17 protein-coding genes are annotated in these 23,205 nt (G+C 33.2%); 10 read left to right on the top strand and 7 right to left on the bottom strand.

Features of this window, described 5'->3' with window-relative positions; genetic code table 11:
- Positions 1-204 precede the first annotated feature (204 nt).
- The 4 genes from H593_RS0101860 to dinB all read right to left on the bottom strand — a co-directional run bounded on the left by H593_RS0101860 (position 205) and on the right by dinB (position 5,732).
- Positions 205-810 (bottom strand): hypothetical protein, encoded by a 606-nt coding sequence (locus H593_RS0101860; protein ID WP_157588748.1) that lies wholly within the window; start codon positions 808-810, stop codon positions 205-207.
- Between the two features lie 204 nt (positions 811-1,014).
- Positions 1,015-1,287, bottom strand: a complete 273-nt coding sequence (locus H593_RS0101855) for a cold shock domain-containing protein (protein WP_084142243.1) — start codon at positions 1,285-1,287, stop codon at positions 1,015-1,017.
- A gap of 273 nt (positions 1,288-1,560) precedes the next feature.
- The gene (locus tag H593_RS0101850) at positions 1,561-4,518 is read right to left on the bottom strand and encodes a DNA polymerase III subunit alpha (RefSeq protein ID WP_028870851.1); all 2,958 of its coding nucleotides are present in this window, start codon (positions 4,516-4,518) and stop codon (positions 1,561-1,563) included.
- The gene (dinB, locus tag H593_RS0101845) at positions 4,518-5,732 is read right to left on the bottom strand and encodes a DNA polymerase IV (protein WP_028870850.1); all 1,215 of its coding nucleotides are present in this window, start codon (positions 5,730-5,732) and stop codon (positions 4,518-4,520) included. Before dinB ends, H593_RS0101850 begins: the two co-directional genes overlap by 1 nt.
- 52 nt (positions 5,733-5,784) lie before the next feature.
- Here dinB and H593_RS0101840 point away from each other — a divergent pair, with 52 nt between their 5' ends.
- Both H593_RS0101840 and H593_RS0101835 read left to right on the top strand, forming a co-directional pair.
- Positions 5,785-6,558, top strand: a complete 774-nt coding sequence (locus H593_RS0101840; RefSeq protein WP_028870849.1) for an XRE family transcriptional regulator — start codon at positions 5,785-5,787, stop codon at positions 6,556-6,558.
- Positions 6,555-7,913, top strand: a complete 1,359-nt coding sequence (locus tag H593_RS0101835) for an exonuclease domain-containing protein (protein WP_028870848.1) — start codon at positions 6,555-6,557, stop codon at positions 7,911-7,913. Before H593_RS0101840 ends, H593_RS0101835 begins: the two co-directional genes overlap by 4 nt.
- Before the next feature lie 84 nt (positions 7,914-7,997).
- Here H593_RS0101835 and H593_RS0101830 read toward each other — a convergent pair whose 3' ends face one another.
- Complete coding sequence (locus tag H593_RS0101830) at positions 7,998-11,492, bottom strand: T9SS type A sorting domain-containing protein (RefSeq protein ID WP_028870847.1); 3,495 nt, start codon at positions 11,490-11,492, stop codon at positions 7,998-8,000.
- A 442-nt stretch (positions 11,493-11,934) separates the two neighbouring features.
- Between H593_RS0101830 and H593_RS0101825 the strand changes: the two genes are divergently transcribed.
- The 3 genes from H593_RS0101825 to H593_RS0101815 all read left to right on the top strand — a co-directional run bounded on the left by H593_RS0101825 (position 11,935) and on the right by H593_RS0101815 (position 14,672).
- Complete coding sequence (locus H593_RS0101825) at positions 11,935-12,504, top strand: Crp/Fnr family transcriptional regulator (protein ID WP_028870846.1); 570 nt, start codon at positions 11,935-11,937, stop codon at positions 12,502-12,504.
- Between the two features lie 261 nt (positions 12,505-12,765).
- A complete protein-coding gene (locus H593_RS18330; protein WP_051229593.1) occupies positions 12,766-13,542 on the top strand; it encodes an acyl-CoA desaturase in 777 nt (258 codons plus the stop codon).
- A gap of 209 nt (positions 13,543-13,751) precedes the next feature.
- A complete protein-coding gene (locus tag H593_RS0101815) occupies positions 13,752-14,672 on the top strand; it encodes a glutaminase (RefSeq protein ID WP_051229592.1) in 921 nt (306 codons plus the stop codon).
- A gap of 148 nt (positions 14,673-14,820) precedes the next feature.
- Here H593_RS0101815 and H593_RS20365 read toward each other — a convergent pair whose 3' ends face one another.
- Complete coding sequence (locus H593_RS20365; RefSeq protein ID WP_084142249.1) at positions 14,821-15,006, bottom strand: cold-shock protein; 186 nt, start codon at positions 15,004-15,006, stop codon at positions 14,821-14,823.
- A 245-nt stretch (positions 15,007-15,251) separates the two neighbouring features.
- Between H593_RS20365 and H593_RS18325 the strand changes: the two genes are divergently transcribed.
- The gene (locus H593_RS18325; RefSeq protein WP_245584989.1) at positions 15,252-16,193 is read left to right on the top strand and encodes a M23 family metallopeptidase; all 942 of its coding nucleotides are present in this window, start codon (positions 15,252-15,254) and stop codon (positions 16,191-16,193) included.
- A 3-nt stretch (positions 16,194-16,196) separates the two neighbouring features.
- On the opposite strand, the gene H593_RS0101805 is transcribed toward H593_RS18325, so the two are convergent.
- Positions 16,197-16,826: a hypothetical protein gene (locus H593_RS0101805; RefSeq protein ID WP_028870844.1), complete on the bottom strand. Its 630-nt coding sequence runs from the start codon at positions 16,824-16,826 to the stop codon at positions 16,197-16,199.
- Positions 16,827-17,269: 443 nt separating this feature from the next.
- Here H593_RS0101805 and H593_RS0101800 point away from each other — a divergent pair, with 443 nt between their 5' ends.
- The 4 genes from H593_RS0101800 (at position 17,270) to H593_RS0101785 (ending at position 23,158) form a co-directional block, all read left to right on the top strand.
- Positions 17,270-17,722: a hypothetical protein gene (locus H593_RS0101800; protein ID WP_028870843.1), complete on the top strand. Its 453-nt coding sequence runs from the start codon at positions 17,270-17,272 to the stop codon at positions 17,720-17,722.
- A gap of 262 nt (positions 17,723-17,984) precedes the next feature.
- Positions 17,985-19,301 (top strand): hypothetical protein, encoded by a 1,317-nt coding sequence (locus H593_RS0101795; protein ID WP_028870842.1) that lies wholly within the window; start codon positions 17,985-17,987, stop codon positions 19,299-19,301.
- Between the two features lie 70 nt (positions 19,302-19,371).
- Positions 19,372-20,835 (top strand): T9SS type B sorting domain-containing protein, encoded by a 1,464-nt coding sequence (locus H593_RS0101790; protein ID WP_028870841.1) that lies wholly within the window; start codon positions 19,372-19,374, stop codon positions 20,833-20,835.
- 1 nt (position 20,836) lies between these two features.
- Positions 20,837-23,158 carry a PorP/SprF family type IX secretion system membrane protein gene (locus H593_RS0101785; protein WP_051229591.1) on the top strand — a complete coding sequence of 774 codons (2,322 nt, stop codon included), beginning with the start codon at positions 20,837-20,839 and terminating at the stop codon, positions 23,156-23,158.
- The last annotated feature ends 47 nt before the right edge of the window (positions 23,159-23,205 follow it).

The raw sequence follows: 23,205 nt of genomic DNA, 5'->3' as shown, positions 1-23,205 counted from the left end.
ATAAATCAATAAAAAGCAGTGTTTTTTCTGGATTAAACACAAGCAATATCGAAGCATTGGTATTAAATTTTACTCATTATTTTTTTTTTAAATTCGTTTTTCTAATGATCGGGATAAAAATTTAGCGCCTTTCTGAAAATGACCAAACCTTTTTATTAGTGCGGGCTTATCCTTTACCTTATAGAGGTTGTCGCTGCAAGTTTTTTAATTCCGTACGATGTATTTTGATTCTTTTGCTTGATTTTCTAAAACACGTAATATCTTTGGGTGTTTCAATAAATTATTTAGTTCAAACGTTCCATTTCTAACTCGTGTATAATCTTTCTCGTAATCATTTTGTCCCTTATAAGTCAATTCATAAAGCTCATTATTGATAATATCAAAAAGAGCGAATGTGTGACTTGCTTTATCGGTTGAATCATCAGCAGCCATATACTCAAAGTGAACGTATTTAGTTTTTTCAGTATTCAGGAATTTTAATTCTTTATAAACTTGTCCATACTCAAACTTCTTTTGATTAACAGGTTGCCAGGTGTCTGCAAAATTTAAATAAGTAACAATAAGATTAGCAGCTCCATTTGGTTCTCCGAAAAAAAACGCCACCAACATTGTTCGGTCATGGTGTTTAAATTCGTAACTCATTTCAGGATTTGCATTTGTGAAAGTCACATTTTCCCAGATGTAAGTCTCACTATTCCTAACTTCGTTTTCATAAGTTAATTCCAAGTTTGGAAATTCAGTCGAAATCATCTCTTGTGAGAACAAAAGATTAATTTTAAAAAATAGTAGTATTAATAATAAGTATTTCATAATGTATAGCGCTTTTTATTCCTTTTGATTTCACAACAATAATGTAGTCCAAATTGTTACTATTACAAGTAACTTGATAGCCTTTATCGTTGTTTCTTTTTTACTTAAAGATAATGAATTTTTTCCATAAAAAAAGCCCCCAAATAGTGTCTAACTTTTTGGGGGCATTTCAATTAAGAAGGCTTTTTATGCTATTGTGATGTGCTACTTTTTGACTACACGAACGTTTGTAGCAATGGGTCCTTTATCACTTTGTTCGATATTGAAAGTGACTTTGTTTTTATCCTTAATCTTGCTTTTGAGGTTTGTTTTATGAACAAAGATCTCTTCTTCAGAATCTTTAAGCGTTATAAATCCAAATCCTTTTCTAACATTAAAAAATTTCACGGTACCTTCTTGTGTTCCTTTTGAACTCGCTCCTTTGCTTGAACTAGAACCTTCGCTAGATCCAAATAAGCTTTTTATCCATTTAATCATTACTTCTGTTTTGTGTTTGTACTATCTACTGTAGTAACTTATTAGCTTAATGTATTACTACAGCTCATTAATAGTGCAAAAATAACAAATAAAAGAGTTTGTGAAAATTGTAGGACCTTTTAGTTGATTTTAAATGTGATTTTTTAAGCAGTTGGATTTTTTATTGTTTTTATTTTTACTTCAAAAATAGGCTAAACACCTACGTTATCGAAGTGTTTTAGTAATTGAGGTTATTGACTTAAAAGCTTAATAATTAGTTAATTAAATCATAAATTAAGCCACCCTCGGATTCTCTAAAACCTTAACCTTTCTACTTTTAGAAATAATCATACTACAAAACCCAAACTTTTCAGTAATAAAACCTAAGCACTTATAAACGCCTAAACCATGGATTGGATATTGGTGAACCGTATCTGTAAAATGAACCGCATCAAAGTAATGCCCCTGCTTATCCACAAAGGTGCTGAGTCGCATTAATTTACCTTGAGAGGTTTTATTATGTCTAGTATTCACCAAATTACCGAACATAATCACTTCTTTTTTAACATGTTCACACATTTGCTTAGCGGTGATATCATGTGATATCTGCTCATCGATTAACTCAAAATAACCACATATAGGAAACCCTAGCAACTCGAGTTCATCAAAAGCATTTTCAACGGCATTGGTCGCTAATTCTGGTAATTCAAAATGTTTATGTTTGGGTTTAAACAATTTAGGTTGCTTATTGTTGTCTTTAGTCGCATTGAGTTTAAAAATAGCGTGCCATAACAATTGCGTTTTTGATTTTTTCGTAAAACGGAAACAGCCTATTCTAACCAAAATGGTGAGCTGCTCAATGCTAATCGTCACGCGATCTATAAAATCTTCTAGCGATGCATAAGGACCATTTAACTGACGTTCACTTAGAAACCGCTGAGTCACTAATTTTTCTAAATTCCGTAGATAGCCAAACCCTAAGTAAATAGCTGTTCCTTCCACTCTGTTGGGATGATCACTGGTATTAATACAGGGCAACTCAATAGTAGCACCTTGCATTTTAGCTTCATGAATATAATGCTCTGCGCTGTAAAAACCACCGCCATTATTCAATACTGCGACCATGAATTCTATAGGGAAATAGCATTTTAAAAACAGACTTTGATAACTTTCTACAGCATAAGAGGCCGAGTGTCCTTTAGCAAACGCATAACCCGCAAAACTTTTAATCTGGTTCCAAACTTCAAATATCAAATCCTCTGTATAGCCTTTCTTCTTGCAATTAGAAATGAATTTTTGCTCAACTGCCTCAAACTCTTTGCGAGATCTAAATTTACCACTCATACCACGTCGCAATACATCAGCTTCTCCCAAGGTTAAATCTGCAAATTGACTAGCGACTTTCATAACATCTTCTTGATACACCATCACACCATACGTATCTGGCATAATTTCTAAAAGAATAGGATGTGCGTCTTTTCTACGCTCTGGAAAACGGTGTCGTTTTATGAATTCTTCTTTCATACCTGAGCCAGAAACACCTGGTCGTATAATAGAACTTGCAGCGACCAAGCCTAAATAATCTTGAGTTTGTAGTTTGGTCATTAAGCCTCGCATGGCAGGAGACTCTACATAATAAGCACCAATGGCACCACCACTTTTAAGGAGGTTATTTATTTTTTTATCGGTTTTAAATGTTTCTAAGTCATGGATATCAATTGGAGGTAATTCTGGTCTGTTTTCTGCGATAATATCTAAAGCATCTTTGATTTTAGCTAGACCTCGCTGTCCTAGAATGTCGAATTTAAATACGCCTACATCATCAGCAATAATCATATCAAACTGCACTGTTGGAAATCCCTTTGGTGGCATAAATGTTGCCGAATACTCATGAACAGCTGCATCGAGAATGAGTATTCCTGCGGAATGCACGCTCACATAATTCGGGAACCCGTCAATTAATTGTCCATATTTTAAGACCAATTGCGCCACATCATCCAGTTGATTTTGTGGCACATTTCGTTTACTCAATTTATCAATCTCCTCTTTTGGTAAGCCAAATACTTTGCCTAATTCTCGAACAACTGCGCGATATTTGAAAGTATTATATGTTGCCAGAAGTGCTGTATTTTTAAATCTTCGGAAAATATAATTGGTCATATCCTCTCGGTCTTTCCATGAGAAATCGATATCAAAATCTGGTGGTGAGGCTCTAAACGGATTTATAAATCTCTCAAAGTAAAGGTCTAACTCAATAGGGTCAACATCTGTAATTCCAATAATATAGGCGACAATACTATTAGCTCCACTCCCACGACCAACATGAAAATAGCCTTGACTTTTGGCATAGGATACAATATCGTGATTGATGAGAAAGAAACTCACAAAATTCAAATCCTCTATAGTATCCAATTCTCGTTGTAAACGCTCGTGAACTTTCGCAGTCGGATTTTTATAACGCTTAGGCAAGCCTTCCTCACAGAGTTGTTTCAGGAGTTTTAAATCGTTTTCGGCAGAATTGGTGTACAACTTCAAGTTTTGTGATTGTCGCTCATTTCCGAAGTTAAAATGAATCTCGCATTGTGACATCACATTAACCGTGTTGTCTATGATATGAGGGAAATCAGCGAACGCAAGTTCCAAGTCCGCTTTAGGCAGCATCTTCTCGTCTTGTTTGCACTCTTCAGATTTTGGGAGCTTGCTCAACAAACAGTTGTTATCGATAGCTCTCAATAATCGATGTGCATTAAAATCACGCTTATTTCTAATGGTAACGGTTTGAAGGATGACGAGTTTATTCTTGAGTTCTTTTAATTTTGAAAAGCGGAGTTTTCTAATTTCAGCAGTAGAAATACCTATAAATTCGTAATCCTCAAAAGCGTCTATTTCGAGTTCTAAAACTTGTTCAAACGGATAAATAATAAAGGAATTTAATAGTTTTGGCGCCTTGTCTGGAATCGTAATCTTATGTTCTAAATGATATGATAAAAATCCATTCAACTCTGTAAAACCATCATTGTTCTTAGCGATACCAACAAACTGTTGTTTTGCACCATTTCTAAAGTCGATCCCAATTACAGGTTTGATATCGTGTTTTTTGGACTGTCTAATAAAATTTAAGCAGGCAGAGGTGTTATTTATATCTGTCAAGACCAAACAAGACATACCATTATCTTTAGCAAGTTCCAAGAGGTCTAATTCTGAAAATGTCCCATAACGCAATGAATAATAGGTGTGACAATTGAGATACATTATTGTTTTCTATGTGCTAATAAAACTGGTGGTTCACCGTTAAAAGGATTTTGAAAACGCCCTATCGTTTTTGCTCCCATTGAAGAAGCTCTCATGATACTTAAATCACCATATTTTTCTCTCACATGATCCATTGCGCTATATAGGTTTAAGAGTTGTTCAGTATCATCAAATAGGTTGATTTGGTAGTTGCCACTGACGATATCTGTAAATTTCACACCAACCAATCGCACCAATAATCGTCTGTTATATAGTTTTTCAAATAATTCTAAAGCTTTTGGAATAATGGTGTGGTCTGCACTAGAATACGTAATCTTAATCTGTTTGCTATAGGTATTGAAATCTGAATATCTTATTTTTATACTGAGTGTTCCTGCTAATTTATTTGCTCTTCGTAATTGAAATGCTAGATTTTCTGCCATGGCAAAAACAGTCGTTCTCAATCGTGTTGTATCGATAGTATCTTTATTAAAAGTACGCTCTGTAGAAATAGATTTCCGTTCATGAAATGGGATTAATGGTGCATTGTCAATACCTTGAGCGCGTTTCCAGATTGTCATCCCATTAGCACCCAAAGCACTTACCATTAGTTCTACTGGCATTTGTTGAACGACACTCACTGTATCAACCCCTAAATTTCTAAGAATTTGATATGTTTTCTCTCCTACGGAAGGGATTTTACGAATAGATAAAGGTGCTAAAAATGATTTCTCAAAACCAGAATCTATCTTTAATTGGTTATTGGGTTTGGCTTCTCCTGTCGCGACTTTAGAAACAATTTTATTACAAGACAACCCGAAAGAAATAGGAAGCCCAGAATCTTTAATGATTTTTTGTCTTAACTCTGACGCATATTTATAAGTGCCATGAAATTTATCCATACCTGTTAAATCTGCATAAAATTCATCAACACTTGCTTTTTCAAATACAGGAACGTGCTCTTTAATGATTTCGGTGACCAAATGGGAATATTTAGTATAAATTCCAGAGTTGCCTTTGATGACCACTGCTTGCGGACATAAACGTCTTGCAACGGTCATGGACATGCCAGAATGAACGCCATATAAACGCGTTTCGTAACTACAAGCTGCAACAACTCCTCTATCTCCTGTGCCACCAACTAATAGCGGTCTGTTTTGTAACCGACTGTCAATGAGTCGTTCACAAGAGACAAAGAAGGTGTCTAGATCGAGATGTAAAATGTTCTTTTGCATTTGGTAAAATTAACTCAAATTTGTAGCTTTGTTAACTCAAAATTTTAGTTTTATGTCAATTGTTCAAAAAAATATTCAATTCATAAGAAGTCAAAAAGGATTTTCTCAAAGTCAGTTTGCTGACGAGTTAGGTTGGTCTAAGTCTCAAATAGGTGCTTATGAAGAAAACAGAGCATTACCGTCTATTGAAAAATTGATTCAGCTATCTGATTATTCAAAAATACCTGTTGATATTTTGATTCGGCACGATTTAAAAAAGTCTGGTAGCGCCTCTTTTATTGAAATTGGAAATCAGCGGGTTTTGTTTCCAATTATGGTTGACAGTGATAATGAGAATCTCATCGAAGTGGTTCCTGTAAAAGCTTCTGCTGGTTATTTGTCTGGCTATGATGACCCAGAATATATTGAACAACTCCAAAAAATAAAACTTCCTTTTTTACCCACAGGAAAACATCGCGCATTCCCCATCAGGGGCGATTCTATGTTGCCTATGAAAGATGGTTCGTTTGTAATTGGACGCTTTATTGAAGACAGAAGAGATATTAAAACAGGTAAAACCTATATTTTGTTAACGCTAAATGATGGTATGGTTTATAAACGTGTGTATAATAATATTGAATTGAATAACTCACTTTTATTGATGTCTGACAATAAAACCTATCATGATTATAGCGTTCCAATAGATGAGATTTTAGAATTATGGGAGTTTACATGTAGTATTAATACTCAAGAATACAGTAAAGAAGAACTAAAATTGAGTAGCATCATAACTATGTTTAATGAATTAGGTATTGAGTTGAAATCCTTAGAAAAAATAATGAAATGATGTATACAATTATTGATGTTGAAACTACAGGCAGAGGGAATCGTATGACTGAAATATCCATTTTTAAGTACGATGGAGATGAAGTCATTGATGAATTCACAACGCTTGTCAACCCAGAAAGCCCAATACCTGGTCATATTACTGCGCTCACAGGAATCGATAATCAACTCGTTGCTGATGCGCCCGTTTTTGCTGATGTCGCACAAGATATTCTCAACATAACTGAAGACGCCATCTTTGTCGCTCATAACGTGAATTTTGATTATAACGTTATTGGAGGTGAGTTTAAAAGAATTGGGATTGATTTTAAAAGAAAGAAGCTCTGTACAGTAAGACTTTCGAGACACTTATTATTAGGACATAGATCGTATAGTTTAGGCAAGCTTTGTAAAGATTTAAAGATTGATTTAGTAGGTAGACACAGAGCGAGAGGTGATGCAGAAGCGACTGTAATTTTATTTGAATTATTATTAAAGCAACCTAAAGCGACAGAAGTGTTCAGTGATTTTTTGAATAAAAATTCTAGAGAAGCGACCTTACCTCCAAATTTACCTAAAGCCACTTTTGAAGCGCTACCAAATACGCCTGGTGTTTACTATTTTAAGGATAAAAAAGGGGCTATTATTTATGTTGGTAAAGCAAAAGACATCAAAAAAAGAGTGTTGAGCCATTTTTATAGTAAAACTAAAAAATCGCTCGATATGGTTAGGGAAACGCGAGATATTGATTTTGATTTGTCAGGTAGTGAACTTATTGCACTATTAATGGAAGATGCTGCTATAAAACACAACTTTCCTATTTATAATAAGGTATCGAAAAGAACCATCCAGTCCTACTCTATTTTCTCTTATGAAGATAGAAATGGAATTATTCATCTTGCGATGAACAAAGGTCGTTTGGTTCCCAACCCTATTATTACGTTTTTCAATATAAGAGATGTACGCTTATATATGGAAGACATTTGCTCTACATATAATCTATGTCCGAAATATTGCCACCTACAAGAAGTGGTTTGGGAATGTTCTCATTATAATATCACAGATTGCAAAGGGATTTGCAGAAATGAAGAAACTAGCGATCACTATAATGAAAGAGTACTAAAAGCCATCCAAGATATTTCTGAAGATAAGAAAGATATCGTTTTAAAAGAAAAAGGTAGAATCTCAAATGAAGAAGCATTTATCTGGATTAAAGATAATGTGTATTTAGGATATGGATTTATTGATAAACAAGAACAAGTCAATCATCAAGAAGAATTAAACAATTACCTCATTCCGCAGAAAGATAATATAGATATTCAAAAGATTTTGAGAACACGACTTCTCAAAGAGAAATCGTTGCTAGTAACAAATTAATTTAGCTTTTCCGTTATGATATAAAATTAAGGAAGCCACAAATAGTGAGTATTTGTGGCTTCTTTAATGTATCGAGATTAGTAATTATTCCCTATTGGCTACAATTATTTTACCTTTTTGAATTTTATTACTTGATCTAATACTATATAAATAGACGCCTGTACTTAAATTCCAAGGTGCTAAAGGAATTGGTGTATTTGATTGTGTAAATCTAGTACCTACCAGTTTACCTTGAATACTAAATAGTTTAAATTCTATATCATCCTCTAAATTATTCTTCACTGTTAGGGCTCCACTAGAAGATACAGGGTTTGGAAATACGGTTAAGGTATTTAAAATAGTTTCTTCTACTCCTAAAGTACTGCCAAGATTAATATTATCCACATATACTACCTGTCCGTATCCGTTTATATTTCTAAAAGCAATAAATACAGAGTCTGATCCAATATAAGCTGAAAGATCTATACTTTCTGTACGCCATTGATCTGCAGTTGGCACAAATTGTTCCGTCGTATTTGGGGCTGTTGCCAAATCTGCACCTAGTTTATTATAAACTGAGGTATAGGTTTCGCCGCAATCTGTAGAGACCAATACTTCAAGTGCATCTGCATAATTATCTGCATACAAAGCGTAAGCCACATCAAACGTTAAAGTGCTATTTGAAGTACTTGTGTTGGATAAATTTATAGGTATGATGGCATCACAATACGCGCCAACGTCTGACACTACAAAATTATTGACTGACATTGAGTTTGTTGTTGTTCCAAATCCTCCAACGGTGTTATTATATGTCCAAGTAAAATTCCCTGTCGTATTTAGTGTCCAGTTTTGAGGTACAAATTCAGTTTCAAAATCTTCCATAACTGCAGTAGACTCTATCGCTAAGACATCAACAGTTATTGAATCACTAGATTGAATACCAGCAGCATTTGTAACTGTAAGTGTCACTACATGACTTCCTGTTGTTGTAAATGTGACTTGAGGATTTCTAAGATTTGATGTAGGGGTAGTTCCATTGTCAAAGGTCCAAGCCCAAGTTGCTCCATCATGATCAAGCATAGAATAATCATCAAAATAAAAGATGTCATTAATACAATTAGCGGCTAACTTATCTACCATGATTTTAGCTACAGGACGACTAGGCGTCTCAAATAAAGGGCTTTCCCAAAGACCTTTCCCATAACTCGCTAGTCTTATTTTTCCATCGCGATAAAAAGGTCTGATACCTTGAGTTCCAATAGTTGCAGGCAGATTAGCATTATCAATAGCCCAAGAGCTCATCGTATTATTTTTATAATATACTGAAGCACTTGTACTAATGTAAACACCGCCATCAGTTCCACCAATAGTCGTCATATCTTGAATATTTTGAGCATCTAACTCGCTAGAGGTTTCATTAGCCCATGAAGCACCTCCGTTAATAGACTTAAATATTTTATTACCATCATTACCTCTTGGATACGCTAACCAAATAATTTGATCATTTTCTGGATCCATACTAATTATCGCTAGTGGCCCAAAATTAGAACCTGTTGGCAACGAGACTGTACTTGAAGTTTCCCAATCGTTTGTTGTCTTCATAAGTATTGGTGTGCTTCCTGGAACTCGCTCTACAACATACATAGTATTTGTGTTTGTGCGAGAAATTTCTATACCTAAAACGTCATTACTTGGAGAGGCTGATGTATACACTGCACTATAATTAGCACCACCATCGATACTTTTAAAAAGCTGATTTGCATTACCAAGATACACATGGTTATAACAACTTGGGTGGAATTCCATTTCTGAAGATTCTGCAAACCAAGGACTCTCTGTAGGTAATAGCCCCATTGGAGCATTGATGACTGCACCAGTTATAGATTGCGGAATAATTTTACTCCCAATATTTTCAGAGTAAATTCGTAAATCATTACCAGGATTAACGTAACCTGAAGCAGGTTCTCCTCCTCCTAAATCTAAAAAAGCACCATTAGGAAATCCTTCATAATAAACATCAACACCATTATGAAACGTACCTCCAATTAATAAGTCATTGTTCCAACCAGAACCAAAGCCCCAAAAATCAACACCATGTACGCCATTCATTTTAAATTCTGGTTGCGAGTTAAATAAATCTAAAGATTTATAAATACCCCCATCGGTACTTGCCCAATATTCGTTTCCAAAAGCTCTAAAATCTTGCATATCTACGTGCATCGGGTTATAATCTCCACAACCATAATTAAAGATACATTGAAACGATTGTCCGCCATCACTAGAGCGCCACATGCCAATACCTCCAACCAAAAGCTCGTCTGCATTGGTATTTGAAGCCATTATAGCACAATTATAAAAACCTTGGTTAAAGCTAAAATTATTAGTTACAGGGGTAGAAGATATAAGGTTTGGATGTTCTGGATCTGTGTAAGGAGCACCATCATAAGTCATCGTGTTAGTCCAACTTGTACCACCATCGTCACTTCTATAAATACCAATAAAACCATTATCCTCAGGTTTGGAATCACCAATTAAATACGCATAAACTCTTTGGTTATCAGCATTTGTAACTGCTATTCTTGCTCCTACAACGCTACGGTTTGGATTTGTAGACGTGTACCAACCTGTTGTTTGAGCTGTCCAAGTTAAACCAGCATCAGTAGATCTCAAAAACTGGTGTATAGTATTGTTATTGTTACGCCTTATGGTATAGAGTGTATTTGGGTTTCCAGGTTGGGCTTTTACGTCAAAACACTCAAAATTAAGTACCTGTGACCAAGAAGCCCCTCCAGAGGTCGATCTATGCATACCGGCTTTACTAGCAACTAGTACAATTTGAGGATTATTTGGGTTGATAAAAATTTCTGCTGGATTTTCGATATATCCAGATAAAGTAATAGCGCTATCAAACACAACATTCCAATTGATACCGCCATCTATAGTCTTAAAAATCTCACTACCAGAACCGATATACACAACATCAGGATTTGTAGGGTGAACAGTTAACGCTGCTATACCAGCGTTTGCTAAAACAACTTGAGGCGCAAGTGCTGTTAATAAATTAAGTGATACATTAACCCAAGAATCTCCTCCGTTTAAGGTTTTATAAACCTCTCCATTCTCCGTCCCACAATACATGACGCTTGGAATAGCAGCACATTGGCCAATACTATACACATTAGCTTGTGCGCCACTTGAAACGACACCTCCCTGTTTAAAATTTTGAAAAGGACCAAGAACAGACCAATTTCCCACCCTTCTATGTACATCTTGGTCATTATTAGCTTCTCTTTCATAGAGAATATCTCTAAGTTTAAGTTTCTTTGAAGGATCATAAAAACCATTCTCTCCTATGAAATTATTAATAGCTTTACGCCATCGCTTATAGTACTGTGTATGAAATGTTTTTTTAAAAGAAGCACTTCGGAAATACGCCTTATACAAGTTATCTACATTATCAACATTAGGATTATCTGTATACATAAGTTTTGCCCATTCTGGGGCAGTTTTATATAAATCACTTGATTTGTTTGGAGCTGAAGATTGTGAAAAAACTAAACACGATATAAAAAATAGGAATAGAATGGATATTTTTTTCATAGTATTTATTTTTATTTCAAATATAATTAAATAACTGTAGGATACATGGAGTAACGATTATAGATGAGTAGCAATTGGGCTATTTTCAGGAGAATTATAAATCATTGTTTAATTCTATGTCTCCATAAACAGAGGTTTCATAAGCTTCACTGAAGTATATGTTGTGGCTTTCTCTATCACTATTAACCTACTTAACCACATAAATTGTCACAAGTAAATTGAGGTGTTAATATTGAAAGGTTTATAAAATTAAGATCTATAGTATTTTCTACCTCTGTATTACCAACATCTGATGAGCAGTTTAACTTAGCTAAATCTTATAAAATAAATATTTTAATCTTTTATGATATACTGATAATGGGCGCTTTTATCAGCATTAATTATTTTGTCTAGTGATAGGAATCCTTATCTTGCTAACTTAATATTTACGACTATCATAAACGTGAAACAAATCAAAGCTTATCTAGATCAAATTGCTACTATCTCTAACTCAGATTGGCAGTTTTTCATGTCCAAATTACAACGTCGCGAAATTACGAAGAAAACTATTTTTTTAAAGTTAAATGAGATTGAAGATCATATTTCATTTATAGAATCTGGTGTGGTGCGATTATTTATTCCAAAGGAAGATTCGGAAAAGGAAATCACCTTTGGTTTTAGTTTTAAAGATCAGTTTATCAGTGCTTATGATTCGTTTCTAACACAAACACCATCTGCTTATCAACTACAAGCATTAACCGGTACAACAATTCTCAGTATTACTTATAAAGATTTACAAGACGTTTACAACAATACAAAAATGGGAAATCTTATTGGCAGGCTAACCGCAGAACGTCTCTTTTTATTAAAATCTAAACGTGAACAAAACTTATTGAATTTATCTGCAGAAGAACGCTATTTGAGTCTTTTCAAAGAACGACCAGAATTATTAAAAGTCATCCCACTAAAATATATTAGCTCCTATATTGGCGTAACACCTCAAGCATTAAGCAGAATTAGAAAGCGTATTTAATCTTTTGAAATTGAATTTAAAAATGGAAATGAAGCTAAAATTATATATAGTATTTGGCCGTTTTTATTCTTAAATAATGCGAGCTAGTTTCGGCTCTTTGTGGACACGAATGTTCACAATTTTTTTGAATTAAAGAATGAGAATCTTATTCACCTTGTTATTTGGAGCTTTTTTATTGAAATATTAACAACCTGTGGCTTTTTATTGATTTAGGTTCATTGTTTCGAACAAAACATCAATTTATCTTTGCAAAAAAAAGATATGACTATTATTATTTTTGTTTTAGTGCTTTGGTATGGTGGCTTATTTTTCCAATCATTCTTCTTACATCGTTATGCTGCCCATCAGGTCTTTACGATGTCAAAAACTATGGAGCGTATTACTTTTGTTCTCACTTGGATTTTTCAAGGCTCTAGTTATTTAAGTGCTTATGGTTATGGGATCATGCATCGTATGCATCATGCCTATACGGACACTGAAAAAGATCCGCATTCACCTTCTCACGATGATAATGTATTTGCTATGATGTGGAAAACTAAAACCATCTATCAAGACATTAATACACAGCGTATTGCAGTTGATGAACGTTTTACTAAAAATGTACCACAATGGAAAGCTTTTGATGCATTTGCAAGTTCTCGCTGGTCTAGAGTGCTTTGGATAGGTCTATACATTTTATTCTTTGCATTATTTGTAACAGCTTGGTGGCAATGGTTATTATTGCCAATTACGTTTTTAATGGCGCCTATTCATGGTGTGATTATTAATTGGTTTGGTCATATTTATGGCTATGTAAATTTTAAAATGAAAAACACGAGTAAAAATCTATTTCGTTTCGATTTCTTAATGATGGGTGAAGGTTATCACAATAATCATCATAAACATGCTAGTCGTGCTAACTTTGGTGTAAAATGGTATGAAATTGATGTAACGTATGTTATTATAAAGATCCTCGATGGGTTTGGTTTTATTCAGTTAAAGCCTATCCCTATAAAAAGTAATAAGTTTTCTTCGGAAACATCAACTAAACACATATAAGTAAAAGTAAGAGACTTATTTTACCCTAAATTTAGTATTACATTATATACTATTAAAAGCCAATGCATATTTTATAATGCATTGGCTTTTTTGTATCATGATTATACTGAGAGAAAAACGATTTAATTATATTATAAATTACATTCCAATAATTTATTTTGATTTGAAATAAAAGTTACCTTTCCTCAATTATAGCACTAACCAAATAAATGAATTCAAACTACCAAAACATTACAGAAAACGCTTATAATCTATCTAATTCATTAGATAGCAAAGGTAAATTAGCCACGTACATTCCTGAATTAGCCAATGTAGATCCTTCTAAATTTGGAGTTCACATGACTAAAGTTGATGGTACTCACTTTGGAATGGGTGATCATTTAGAAAAATTCTCAATCCAAAGTATAACCAAAGTACTTTCACTTGCCCTAGCTTATAAAATCGTTGGTGAAAAACTATGGGACCGTGTAGATGTAGAACCGTCAGGAACAAAATTTGACTCGCTATTATTATTAGAAAGCTATAAGGGAATACCTAGAAATCCGTTTGTAAATTCTGGAGCTATCGTTATTTGTGATATTCTAATTTCTCATTTGGATAATGCAAGTGTAGATTTTCTGGAGTTTGTAAGAGATTTAAGTGGCATACCTGATCTTACCTATTCTGATCAAATAGCAGATTCTGAAAAAGCGACAGGTTATAGAAACGTAGCCTTATGTAATTTTATTAAGTCCTTCGGAAATATTCAAAATGAACCAAACGTGGTCCTTGATTTTTATTTTGATATGTGTTCTATAGAAATGACCTGCCAACAATTGTCACATACATTTGGATTTTTGGCCAATGGTGGGCGTCAATTAGTTGATGGACGAAAGATTATTTCAAAAAGCAAATCTAAGCGTATAAACGCGCTCATGCTGACCTGCGGTTTCTACGATGAGTCTGGAGAATTTGCTTTTAAAGTTGGATTACCAGGGAAAAGTGGTGTTGGTGGTGGTATTGTTGCACTATATCCTCATAACTATACGATTGCTGTTTGGAGTCCGAAATTAAATCCTAATGGAAATTCTTTTAAAGGCATGAAATTACTTGAAGAAGTTACAACGCATTCAGAGTTGAGTATCTTTTAAGTAAATAGTTCCTATTAATAGAAGGCATAATAAGGATAGAGAAGCGTTTACGTGCTCTAATGTCTGAGTTAAAACGTTCTATTGTATCAAGAGAACAAAAAAAAGCCCATCAATAATGATGCGCCTTTCACTAACTAAACTGTAAGCATTACGATATAACTTTAACGTTTAATCCTTTTTTTTCATCTGTAAGATCTAATTCAACCTCATCGTTTTCACGAATCTCATTGATTAATCCAGAAATGTGAACAAAATGTTCTGTGTTTGACCCCTTTTTAGTGATGAATCCAAAACCTTTGCTGTCATTGAAGAATTTTACTGTTCCTTTACTTATAGTAATATAATTTATTTATTAGTGGCAGCCAACAATGGCGCCAAGGTTAAGACATCCTATGTAACTTAATAAAGCGTGGAAATAGTAGTCTAAAAATCGGACTGTTTGAAATAGTATTTTTTAATCCTAGCAGTCCTTTAATTTAAAACGGTGTAAATGGGACTAACAATCTAAAACATATTAATTTCTCAAAACTCTAACAATACATTAACACAAGAAAACGTTTTATTTTTTAAATTCGGACTTTGAAAAACTTAACGATTTTATTTCAACCTATGAAATCTATATGTATTTGTCTTTTAATGACACTATCTTTAAGTGTCTACGCTCAAAAAGACCCAAAACTTCAATTAATTGATTTTTCAGAATTTAGTTTTGAAAAAGTTACATTAGACGTTGCAGAAGCTAAAACTACAAAGGAAACAATTACTCTCGTAGATATCAAAGCAAATTATTGGGATCATACCGTTTATAATCCATACAAAGATGTCATCGTTAAATTCCCTTTACTACTTCAATTTAAGGACTCTACGTATCACTCTCCTATAGAAAAAAACAAAGTGATTACTTCTCGATATGGTTGGAGACGAGGACGAGCTCATAAAGGTATTGATATTGATTTGGTAACTGGTGACAGTTTATATACTATGTTTGATGGTATTGTTAGAATGTCTCGCTATAGCATTGGACATGGAAAAACAGTAGTCGTCAGACATTATAATGGATTAGAAACCGTTTACGCACACCTATCAGAATATGGTGTAAAAGAAAACGATACAATTGCAAAAGGTCATTATATAGGTAAAGGTGGTGTTTCTGGCAATGCTAGAGGAAGTCACTTACATCTAGTTGTAAACTATAATGGTGTATCTATAAACCCTGAGTATTTGTTTGACTTTAATGAACAAAATTTAATTAGAGCCAATGAACTTTGGATTACTAAAAGATGGACACGTCCAAATAGTCATAATTCTAAAAGACAAAGTAAAATTGATCTTCTATTTTCCGAAGAAGAAGCCATTGCAAGTCTAATAAAACAGAAATCCATTTATGTTGTAAAATCTGGAGACACATTATCACGAATTTCAAAACGCAATAATGTATCTATTAATTCGTTGTGCAAAACAAATACTATAGGACGAAACGCGGTACTTAAAATAGGCCAACGATTAGTGATTGAGAAATAGAGCTTATTTTGATACTACTGTAATTGATTCTAAAACAATATTTTTTTCAACAACTAATAAATCACCTTCTTTTGTAGGTTTCAAAATTCGAGTTGGATCGCCTTTCTTATTTATTTTTTTACGACACAACTTTGTTAATAAAGGGTCTTCATCAAACAAAAAAGATTCTAAGTTATACGATTGTTTTGAAGGCTCTTTTACTGCAGGAAACAACTGTTGTAATTGGTTGTAACGTCTATCATTTCCCGGTACAAAGGTATAAAACGTATAACGACCATCTGTGTTGGTTTTTATCCAACCTCTGTGATGTGCGTAGCGCTTATCGTTAAGTTTTCTCAAATCAAAATCACCATCTTCATCAGCTTGTTCAATGTATAATATGACACCTTCTGCAGGTGTAACACCATCGCTTTTATATATTGTACCTGTAATTTTAAGTTTTTGTTGTTTCAACTCAAAATCAGGAATACTATCTGATGGACTTAATTGAAGTTCATTATAATCATAAATAGGATGGCGTTCTAAGTACACCTCCTTTTGTTCTTCTAAAACTTCTGTAGTTTCTTGAGCGTAGATAGGATTATGAAATGTAATGATAAAAGTTAAACAGAAAAGAGTAATAAGATTTTTCATGAGGTTAAGCATTATAGATTTAGCCAAAAGTGATATAAATTTTTCATAAATCCTTAAAAATCATATGAATGCACAAATTTTACGATAAAGGAACTTTACTTGTATAATTTGACGATAAACAGTAGGTTAAAATTGAACATATTTTGATTTATTGAGGGTGAAAAATAAATTTGTAAAATATGAATAATCAATAATCACGTCTAATTTGTAAAAAAATAATGTATACTACTATTTGTAAAAAAATCTTAATTAACATTCTTTTTCGGTCGTATTTTATAAAGTGTTTCATCGAATAAAACCGCATTTTATCCACTATTTTAGCACTTAATCCATGAAATACGCATTTCATGTGATAAAAAAAACGTAAAAAAAGATGAAATAAAGTTGGTTTTTTTAATATTTTTTATAGATTTGTCTCACCGAGATCTATAAAAAACTAAAAAATGAAAACAAAATCTACATTATGTATTGCCATTTTCTTTATGATAGTAAGTTTAACATTCGCTCAAAAAAAGAATAATGAAGTTACTATAATTAACGGTAAAGTAAATATTAGTAAATATCATAACCATGATCAACTTGGTAAAATGTCTAAAGGAGAATTACTACAGTTATATAGTGAACGTATTCAAGTTATCGTAAATATATTACCCAATATTGCTTTTGCAACTAAGCCAGGTGTTACTATGGCTTCTCTTGGAATTCCAGAAACAAAAGATAACAAAAAAGCTTTAGAAACTAATAGAGAGGCGTCTGTAGAATATTTTGACAGTACTATTGAATTTCAAAAGAAAATATTACCTTATTCTGATACACGTGATTTAATTGCTGCCATATTATTTTATGAAGAAACATTAAAGTCATTGCATACCTATAATGACTTCAAAAGGGATTAATTTTAATTAGTCTCAAAACAAAATTTTTAGTCTCAGTAAGTTTTACTGAGGCTTTTTTTATGAAATGAAGTTCATGTTTTAAGGTTTTGTTTTTACTAGACTACGACAATTATCTAAAACAATAAATATTTGTAAGAATTAACTTCAATAAATACATGAATATATGCATTTAATCGATATTATTTGCATTTCATAAGTATTCTACCTATTATTGTTGTTATAAATTAGCACCAACTAATCTAAATAAACGAATAACCTAATCATGAAAAAAACTACCTTCATCGCATTGATCGCATTATTAGTGTGTGGCAATATGTTTGCTCAGCAAGAAAAAGGAATTATTGGCTATAATAACTGGTTAAACCCTTGGACAGAATTTAAACCAAATAAGGTTGATTATGGTAAGCCAACTCAAATTCTTAGTGGACATATTACTAAAAACACCAAGTTACTTAAAAGAGATATCTATCTTTTATTGGGTGATGTTTTTGTAACAGACAGTACAACACTTACTATTGAGCCCGGGACTATCATTATCGGTGATTTTAAAACCAAAGGGTCTCTTGTTATTAGCAATGGTTCAAAAATTATTGCAGAAGGGACGTCTACAGACCCTATCATTTTCACATCAAGTAGAAGCGTAAAAAAACCTGGCGATTGGGGTGGATTATTTATTCTTGGAGATGCACCCACAAATACATTTGGTAGTGAAGCTGCTTTGAATTATGGCTTAAAATCTTCAGTTACAAATACCTTAAGTTATGGTGGAAAGAATCCTGATAGTAATTCTGGTATTTTAAAATATGTAAGAATAGAATTTGCAGGAAAACGCACAAAAGATTATGGATATTTCAATGCGCTTACCCTAGCTGCTGTAGGCCAAGAAACAATTGTAGAAAACATAATGGTAAGCTATTGTGAAGGTAACTCCTTTAATATTATAGGCGGAAAACTTATTTTAGATCAAATGGTGTCTTACAAATCTAGTGGCAACGATTACGAGTTTAACCATGGTACTCAGGTTTGGATTTCAAACTCTTTAGCAATTAGATCTCCATATGTTTCTGGTGCTGAAATATCAAGATGTTTATATGTCTCTGATTACGATTTAAAAGATGATACTGATTTTGATAGTGAACAAACTTTTGTTACCGCTACAAATTTAACGCTTATAAATCTGAGTTCAGATTTAAAAAATGATATCAAACTAGGTTTGGTTAGCGAGGCAATTTATATTGGTGAGGATGTGTCATTTTCTATCGATACGAGTGTGATTTCTGGTTTTAATCCTGCTGTTATTCTTGATGATAAAATTACTATCGACAATGAGAGTTTGAGTCAAATGAAATTCACAAGAACATATTTCAATAATTGTAAAGGAAACATTTTTAGAAAAGGCTTTTCTAATAATGACGATTTAGAAAATTGGTATGGGAGTAGATCATTTGACAATGTATATTCTAAAGGTCCTGATTCAGAAACGTTTATCGATGCTAACGACAACTCACGTCCAGATTTTAGACTAAGAATTAATAGAATAATTGCATCTAACGACCTTATAGACGATGATGAAGATTAAACTATAAATAGTATAAAACTTTAAATAAGAAACAGCTGCTTATAGAATAAAAAATTACGCCCTAAACCTGATGTATAACCCTAAACTTGCATATAAAATTTTTATCGGACTTTGTGTTTTTCTACTTTTTACTTCGGAAAAACTTAAAGCCCAAATTGTTATTGGTTCCCCTAATTTAGGATTTAGTCAAGCTTGCGCGAGTGGTACATTTAATACGTATAACACAACCTTTGTTTTTTCTCCGGAGGAAGGCCTCAGTTCATCAAACCAGTTCATAATAGAGCTGTCTGAAGCAGATGGTGATTTTACAAATGCAATAGCTGTTTTTACATCTAATCCTGGAGCAGTGACCACGTCACCTGCAACGTTAGACTTTTCATTACCCACAACAACAGCCGGAGAAAATTATAGAATACGAATAAAAAGTAGTGCTCCTGCAGCAACCAGTTCGGGATCTACAGCGTTTGCAGCCTATTATAAAATTCAGGATTCACCTTTTACTATTAATAATTTAGTTTCTACAGGAGTCTATTGTTCTGGTGGAAGTTATCTATTAACCATCGATAACCCTGGAACTGGATCAAATGATTCACCACTCAATTACCCTTCACTTACCTATAAATGGTATAAGGAAACTGGGCCAACAACATTTGTTTTTGTTTCAGATGGTTCTTCTCTTACTGTAAATGAACCAGGTACTTTCTTTGTAGAAACCAATTATGGTACTTGTACGTCAAATTCTTTTTCAAATCGTGTAACAATTAGCGAAGTAACATCTGGTAATTCAGATGCTGGTATTTCTTCAAGTTTAGGTAATCCGTTTTGCCCAAGTAGTGAATTCACAACCTTAAGCACTATTAGTGGTAATTCCTACCAATGGTTTAAGGATGGCAATATAATTGCGCAAGCAACGACGCAAATGTATCAAGCTAGTGAATCTGGTAACTATGCAGTTCAAGTAGACCTAGGAGATTGCGTGGCAGCCGGCGAAATTGAGCTCATTAGTGAATTATTTGATGCCTCTATAAATGTTCCTGAGATTAATACTATTGAAGATGGTGAAACACTTTCAATAGAAGTGACAACTAATGCTAATAATCCAGAATTTGAATGGTATTTAAATGATGTCTTAATCGCTACTATTTCCGAAGAGAGTTATAATATATCACAATTTGGTATCTATAAAGTTATCGTAACAGAAACGTCTGGTTGTTTAGGTTCTAGAGAATTTGTATTTGAATTAGAAGAAGCTTTTGATGCCTTTCCTGATGTAGAAAAAATTCCAAATGTAATTAGTCCAAATGGTGATGGTATTAATGATACATGGACCATTCCAATGACTTATATAAGCGGTACAAGTACGGAGGTCATGATTATTACCAACGCAGGGAAAGTCGTATTACAAACTAATAACTATCTCAACAATTGGCCAGAAAATGAGCTGAATTTAAATAGTATTAATCAAGTATTTTATTACATGATAACAACGAGTAATAACGAAACCAAAAAGGGTTCTATAACAGTAGTTAAATAATATGAAAACATATCTTTTTGTTTTAGTATTATGTATCTTTTCTATACAGATGTTCTATTCTCAAGAAGATAATGGAGTGGTATCGTTGAGCCTACCTCTTAGAAATTCGTTAACCTTTAATCGTTATGTAATAAACCCTACATTCAGCTTCGTTAGAGAGCAAACCAAATACATTAGTATTTTTAATAAAAGAGAATGGGTGGAATTTGAAAATGCACCACTCACCTATTTAGCCAGTTATTCTGGTAGATTTGGTGAGAATATTGGAGCAGGAATAGGTGTTTTTCAACAAAATTATGGTGTATTAACAACCTTTGGTGGTAATCTAAATTTCGCTTACAACGTACAATTACAAAAAGATAGTAACTTAACATTTGGTCTTAATATTGCGGCTTATAAAAGCGGTATTAATACAGGAAATGTTATTACGAATTTTGACGATCCTGCATTGCAAAATATACCTGAGAATTTATTATTAACTGTAAATCCAGGTATTAATTATGGTACAGGATTTTTTGATTTTGGCGTCTCTATAAATAATTTAGCACTCTACAATTTTGAATCGTCTATGCTTATTGAGGATAACCCTCAACAAGGTATTCAAGGACATATTATGTATACGGGGTATATGATGTCAAGTCGAGGTTTTTTCGATGAAAGTAAGTTTACAGGCTTATTAAGATCAGAATTTCAAAAGGACGATACTATTATTTCAGCTATGGCAATGCTAACTGTTCCAAAAGGGATTTGGGCGCAGGTAGGTTATAACACACGTTTTGGAGTATCTGGCGGACTAGGAATCAATATCACGTCACAAATTGCATTAGAATATAATTATGAAAAAGCAATTGGTGATTTATCAACCTTTGGATCTTCTCATGATTTCACATTGGCTTATAGATTTAAGAGCAATAATAGATATGATTATAGTAGTGGTGACGAGGTTAGCGGATTGCTGATTTCTGATGATAAAAGAAAACCTAAAATAATTAAAGCTTCTAAACCTAAAAGGACAGCAGTTACTGAGGTTTCTTCGGAAAGCAAATCTGAAACCACCATTGAGATAGCTAATGAAGACAAAGTTAAAGCGGATAAAGAAGCTCAAGATAAACTATTAGCAGTACAAAAAGCTAAAGAACAGGCTGATGATGCTCAAGCTAAACTATTAGCAGAGCAAAAAGCTAAAGAACAGGCTGACTCTCAAGCTATAGTAATAGCAGAGCAAAAAGCTAAAGAACAGGCTGATGATGCTCAAGCTAAACTATTAGCAGAGCAAAAAGCTAAAGAACAGGCTGACTCTCAAGCTATAGTAATAGCAGAGCAAAAAGCTAAAGAACAAGCAGATGCTCAAGCTATAGTAATAGCAGAACAAAAAGTTAAAGAACAAGCAGATGCTCAATTTCAATTATTAGAAGAACAAAAGGCTAAAGAAGATCTAATCTCTAATGCTAAAGATGAACTTGGCAAATCTATGTATGAGATTACAAAACAAACAGAAGACTCTAAAACGATTCAATCTAAATTATTACAAGACTTTGATGCTATTATTGAAAGAAAAGATAAAGACCTTAAGGATTTAAAAGAAGAAAATGATTTAAGCGAAAAAGGAATTACTGTTGGTCCTAAACCTTTTAAAAGTATAACAGCTGAGAATAATAAATTGGAGGTTATAAAATCACAGTTAGATGATGTTATTAAAAACAGAAACGAAAAAATCAAAGAACTTAAAGCATTATATGACGATAAGTTTGAAGCAGATACTATAACTAACGATGACGTATATCTTTATTATCAAAAAACTTTAAAACGTTTAGAGTCTGAGCAATTAAAAACAATTGAAGCTAGGACAAATTTAGAAATAAGATTAGCAGATATTAAAGTGGCTACAGAGTTCGAAAGAAGACGTCGTATCAAAAAAGCTGCTTTTGATAACGAAGAAGAACGTTATTCTCAAGACAGAGCAGCCTTACAAAACATAAAACAAACGACGCCTTTGAGCAGTGTTTCAATCACAGTTGAAGATTTTGATTTTGGAGAAAAACAAAGTGATAATATTCAAATTTTACAGAATGTACAAAACATAGATAATGGTTACTATTTAATACTAGCAGTGCATACAGAAGTTAACAAAAGAAATGCTTTTATCACTAAAGTAGTCGCTTCTGGACGTACAAATGTTGATTTCTTTTATGATGTTAATACAAGTAAATATTATATCTATTACGATGAATTTGAAAGTATTGAAGAAGCGAATCAAGCTCTAGAACTAAAAGGTAACCGACCGTACAATAAAAAACTATCTCTTGTGAAAATAGAGAATTAAATTAATATTAAGGCCTTATGCCTGAGTCGTCATGCCCTTGTTGACCT

The organism is Psychroserpens burtonensis DSM 12212 (assembly GCF_000425305.1).
GTDB classification, from domain to species: Bacteria; Bacteroidota; Bacteroidia; order Flavobacteriales; family Flavobacteriaceae; genus Psychroserpens; species Psychroserpens burtonensis.
The sequence above is the reverse complement of the archived record's forward strand: the minus strand, read 5'-3'. Positions and strand labels throughout refer to the sequence as shown.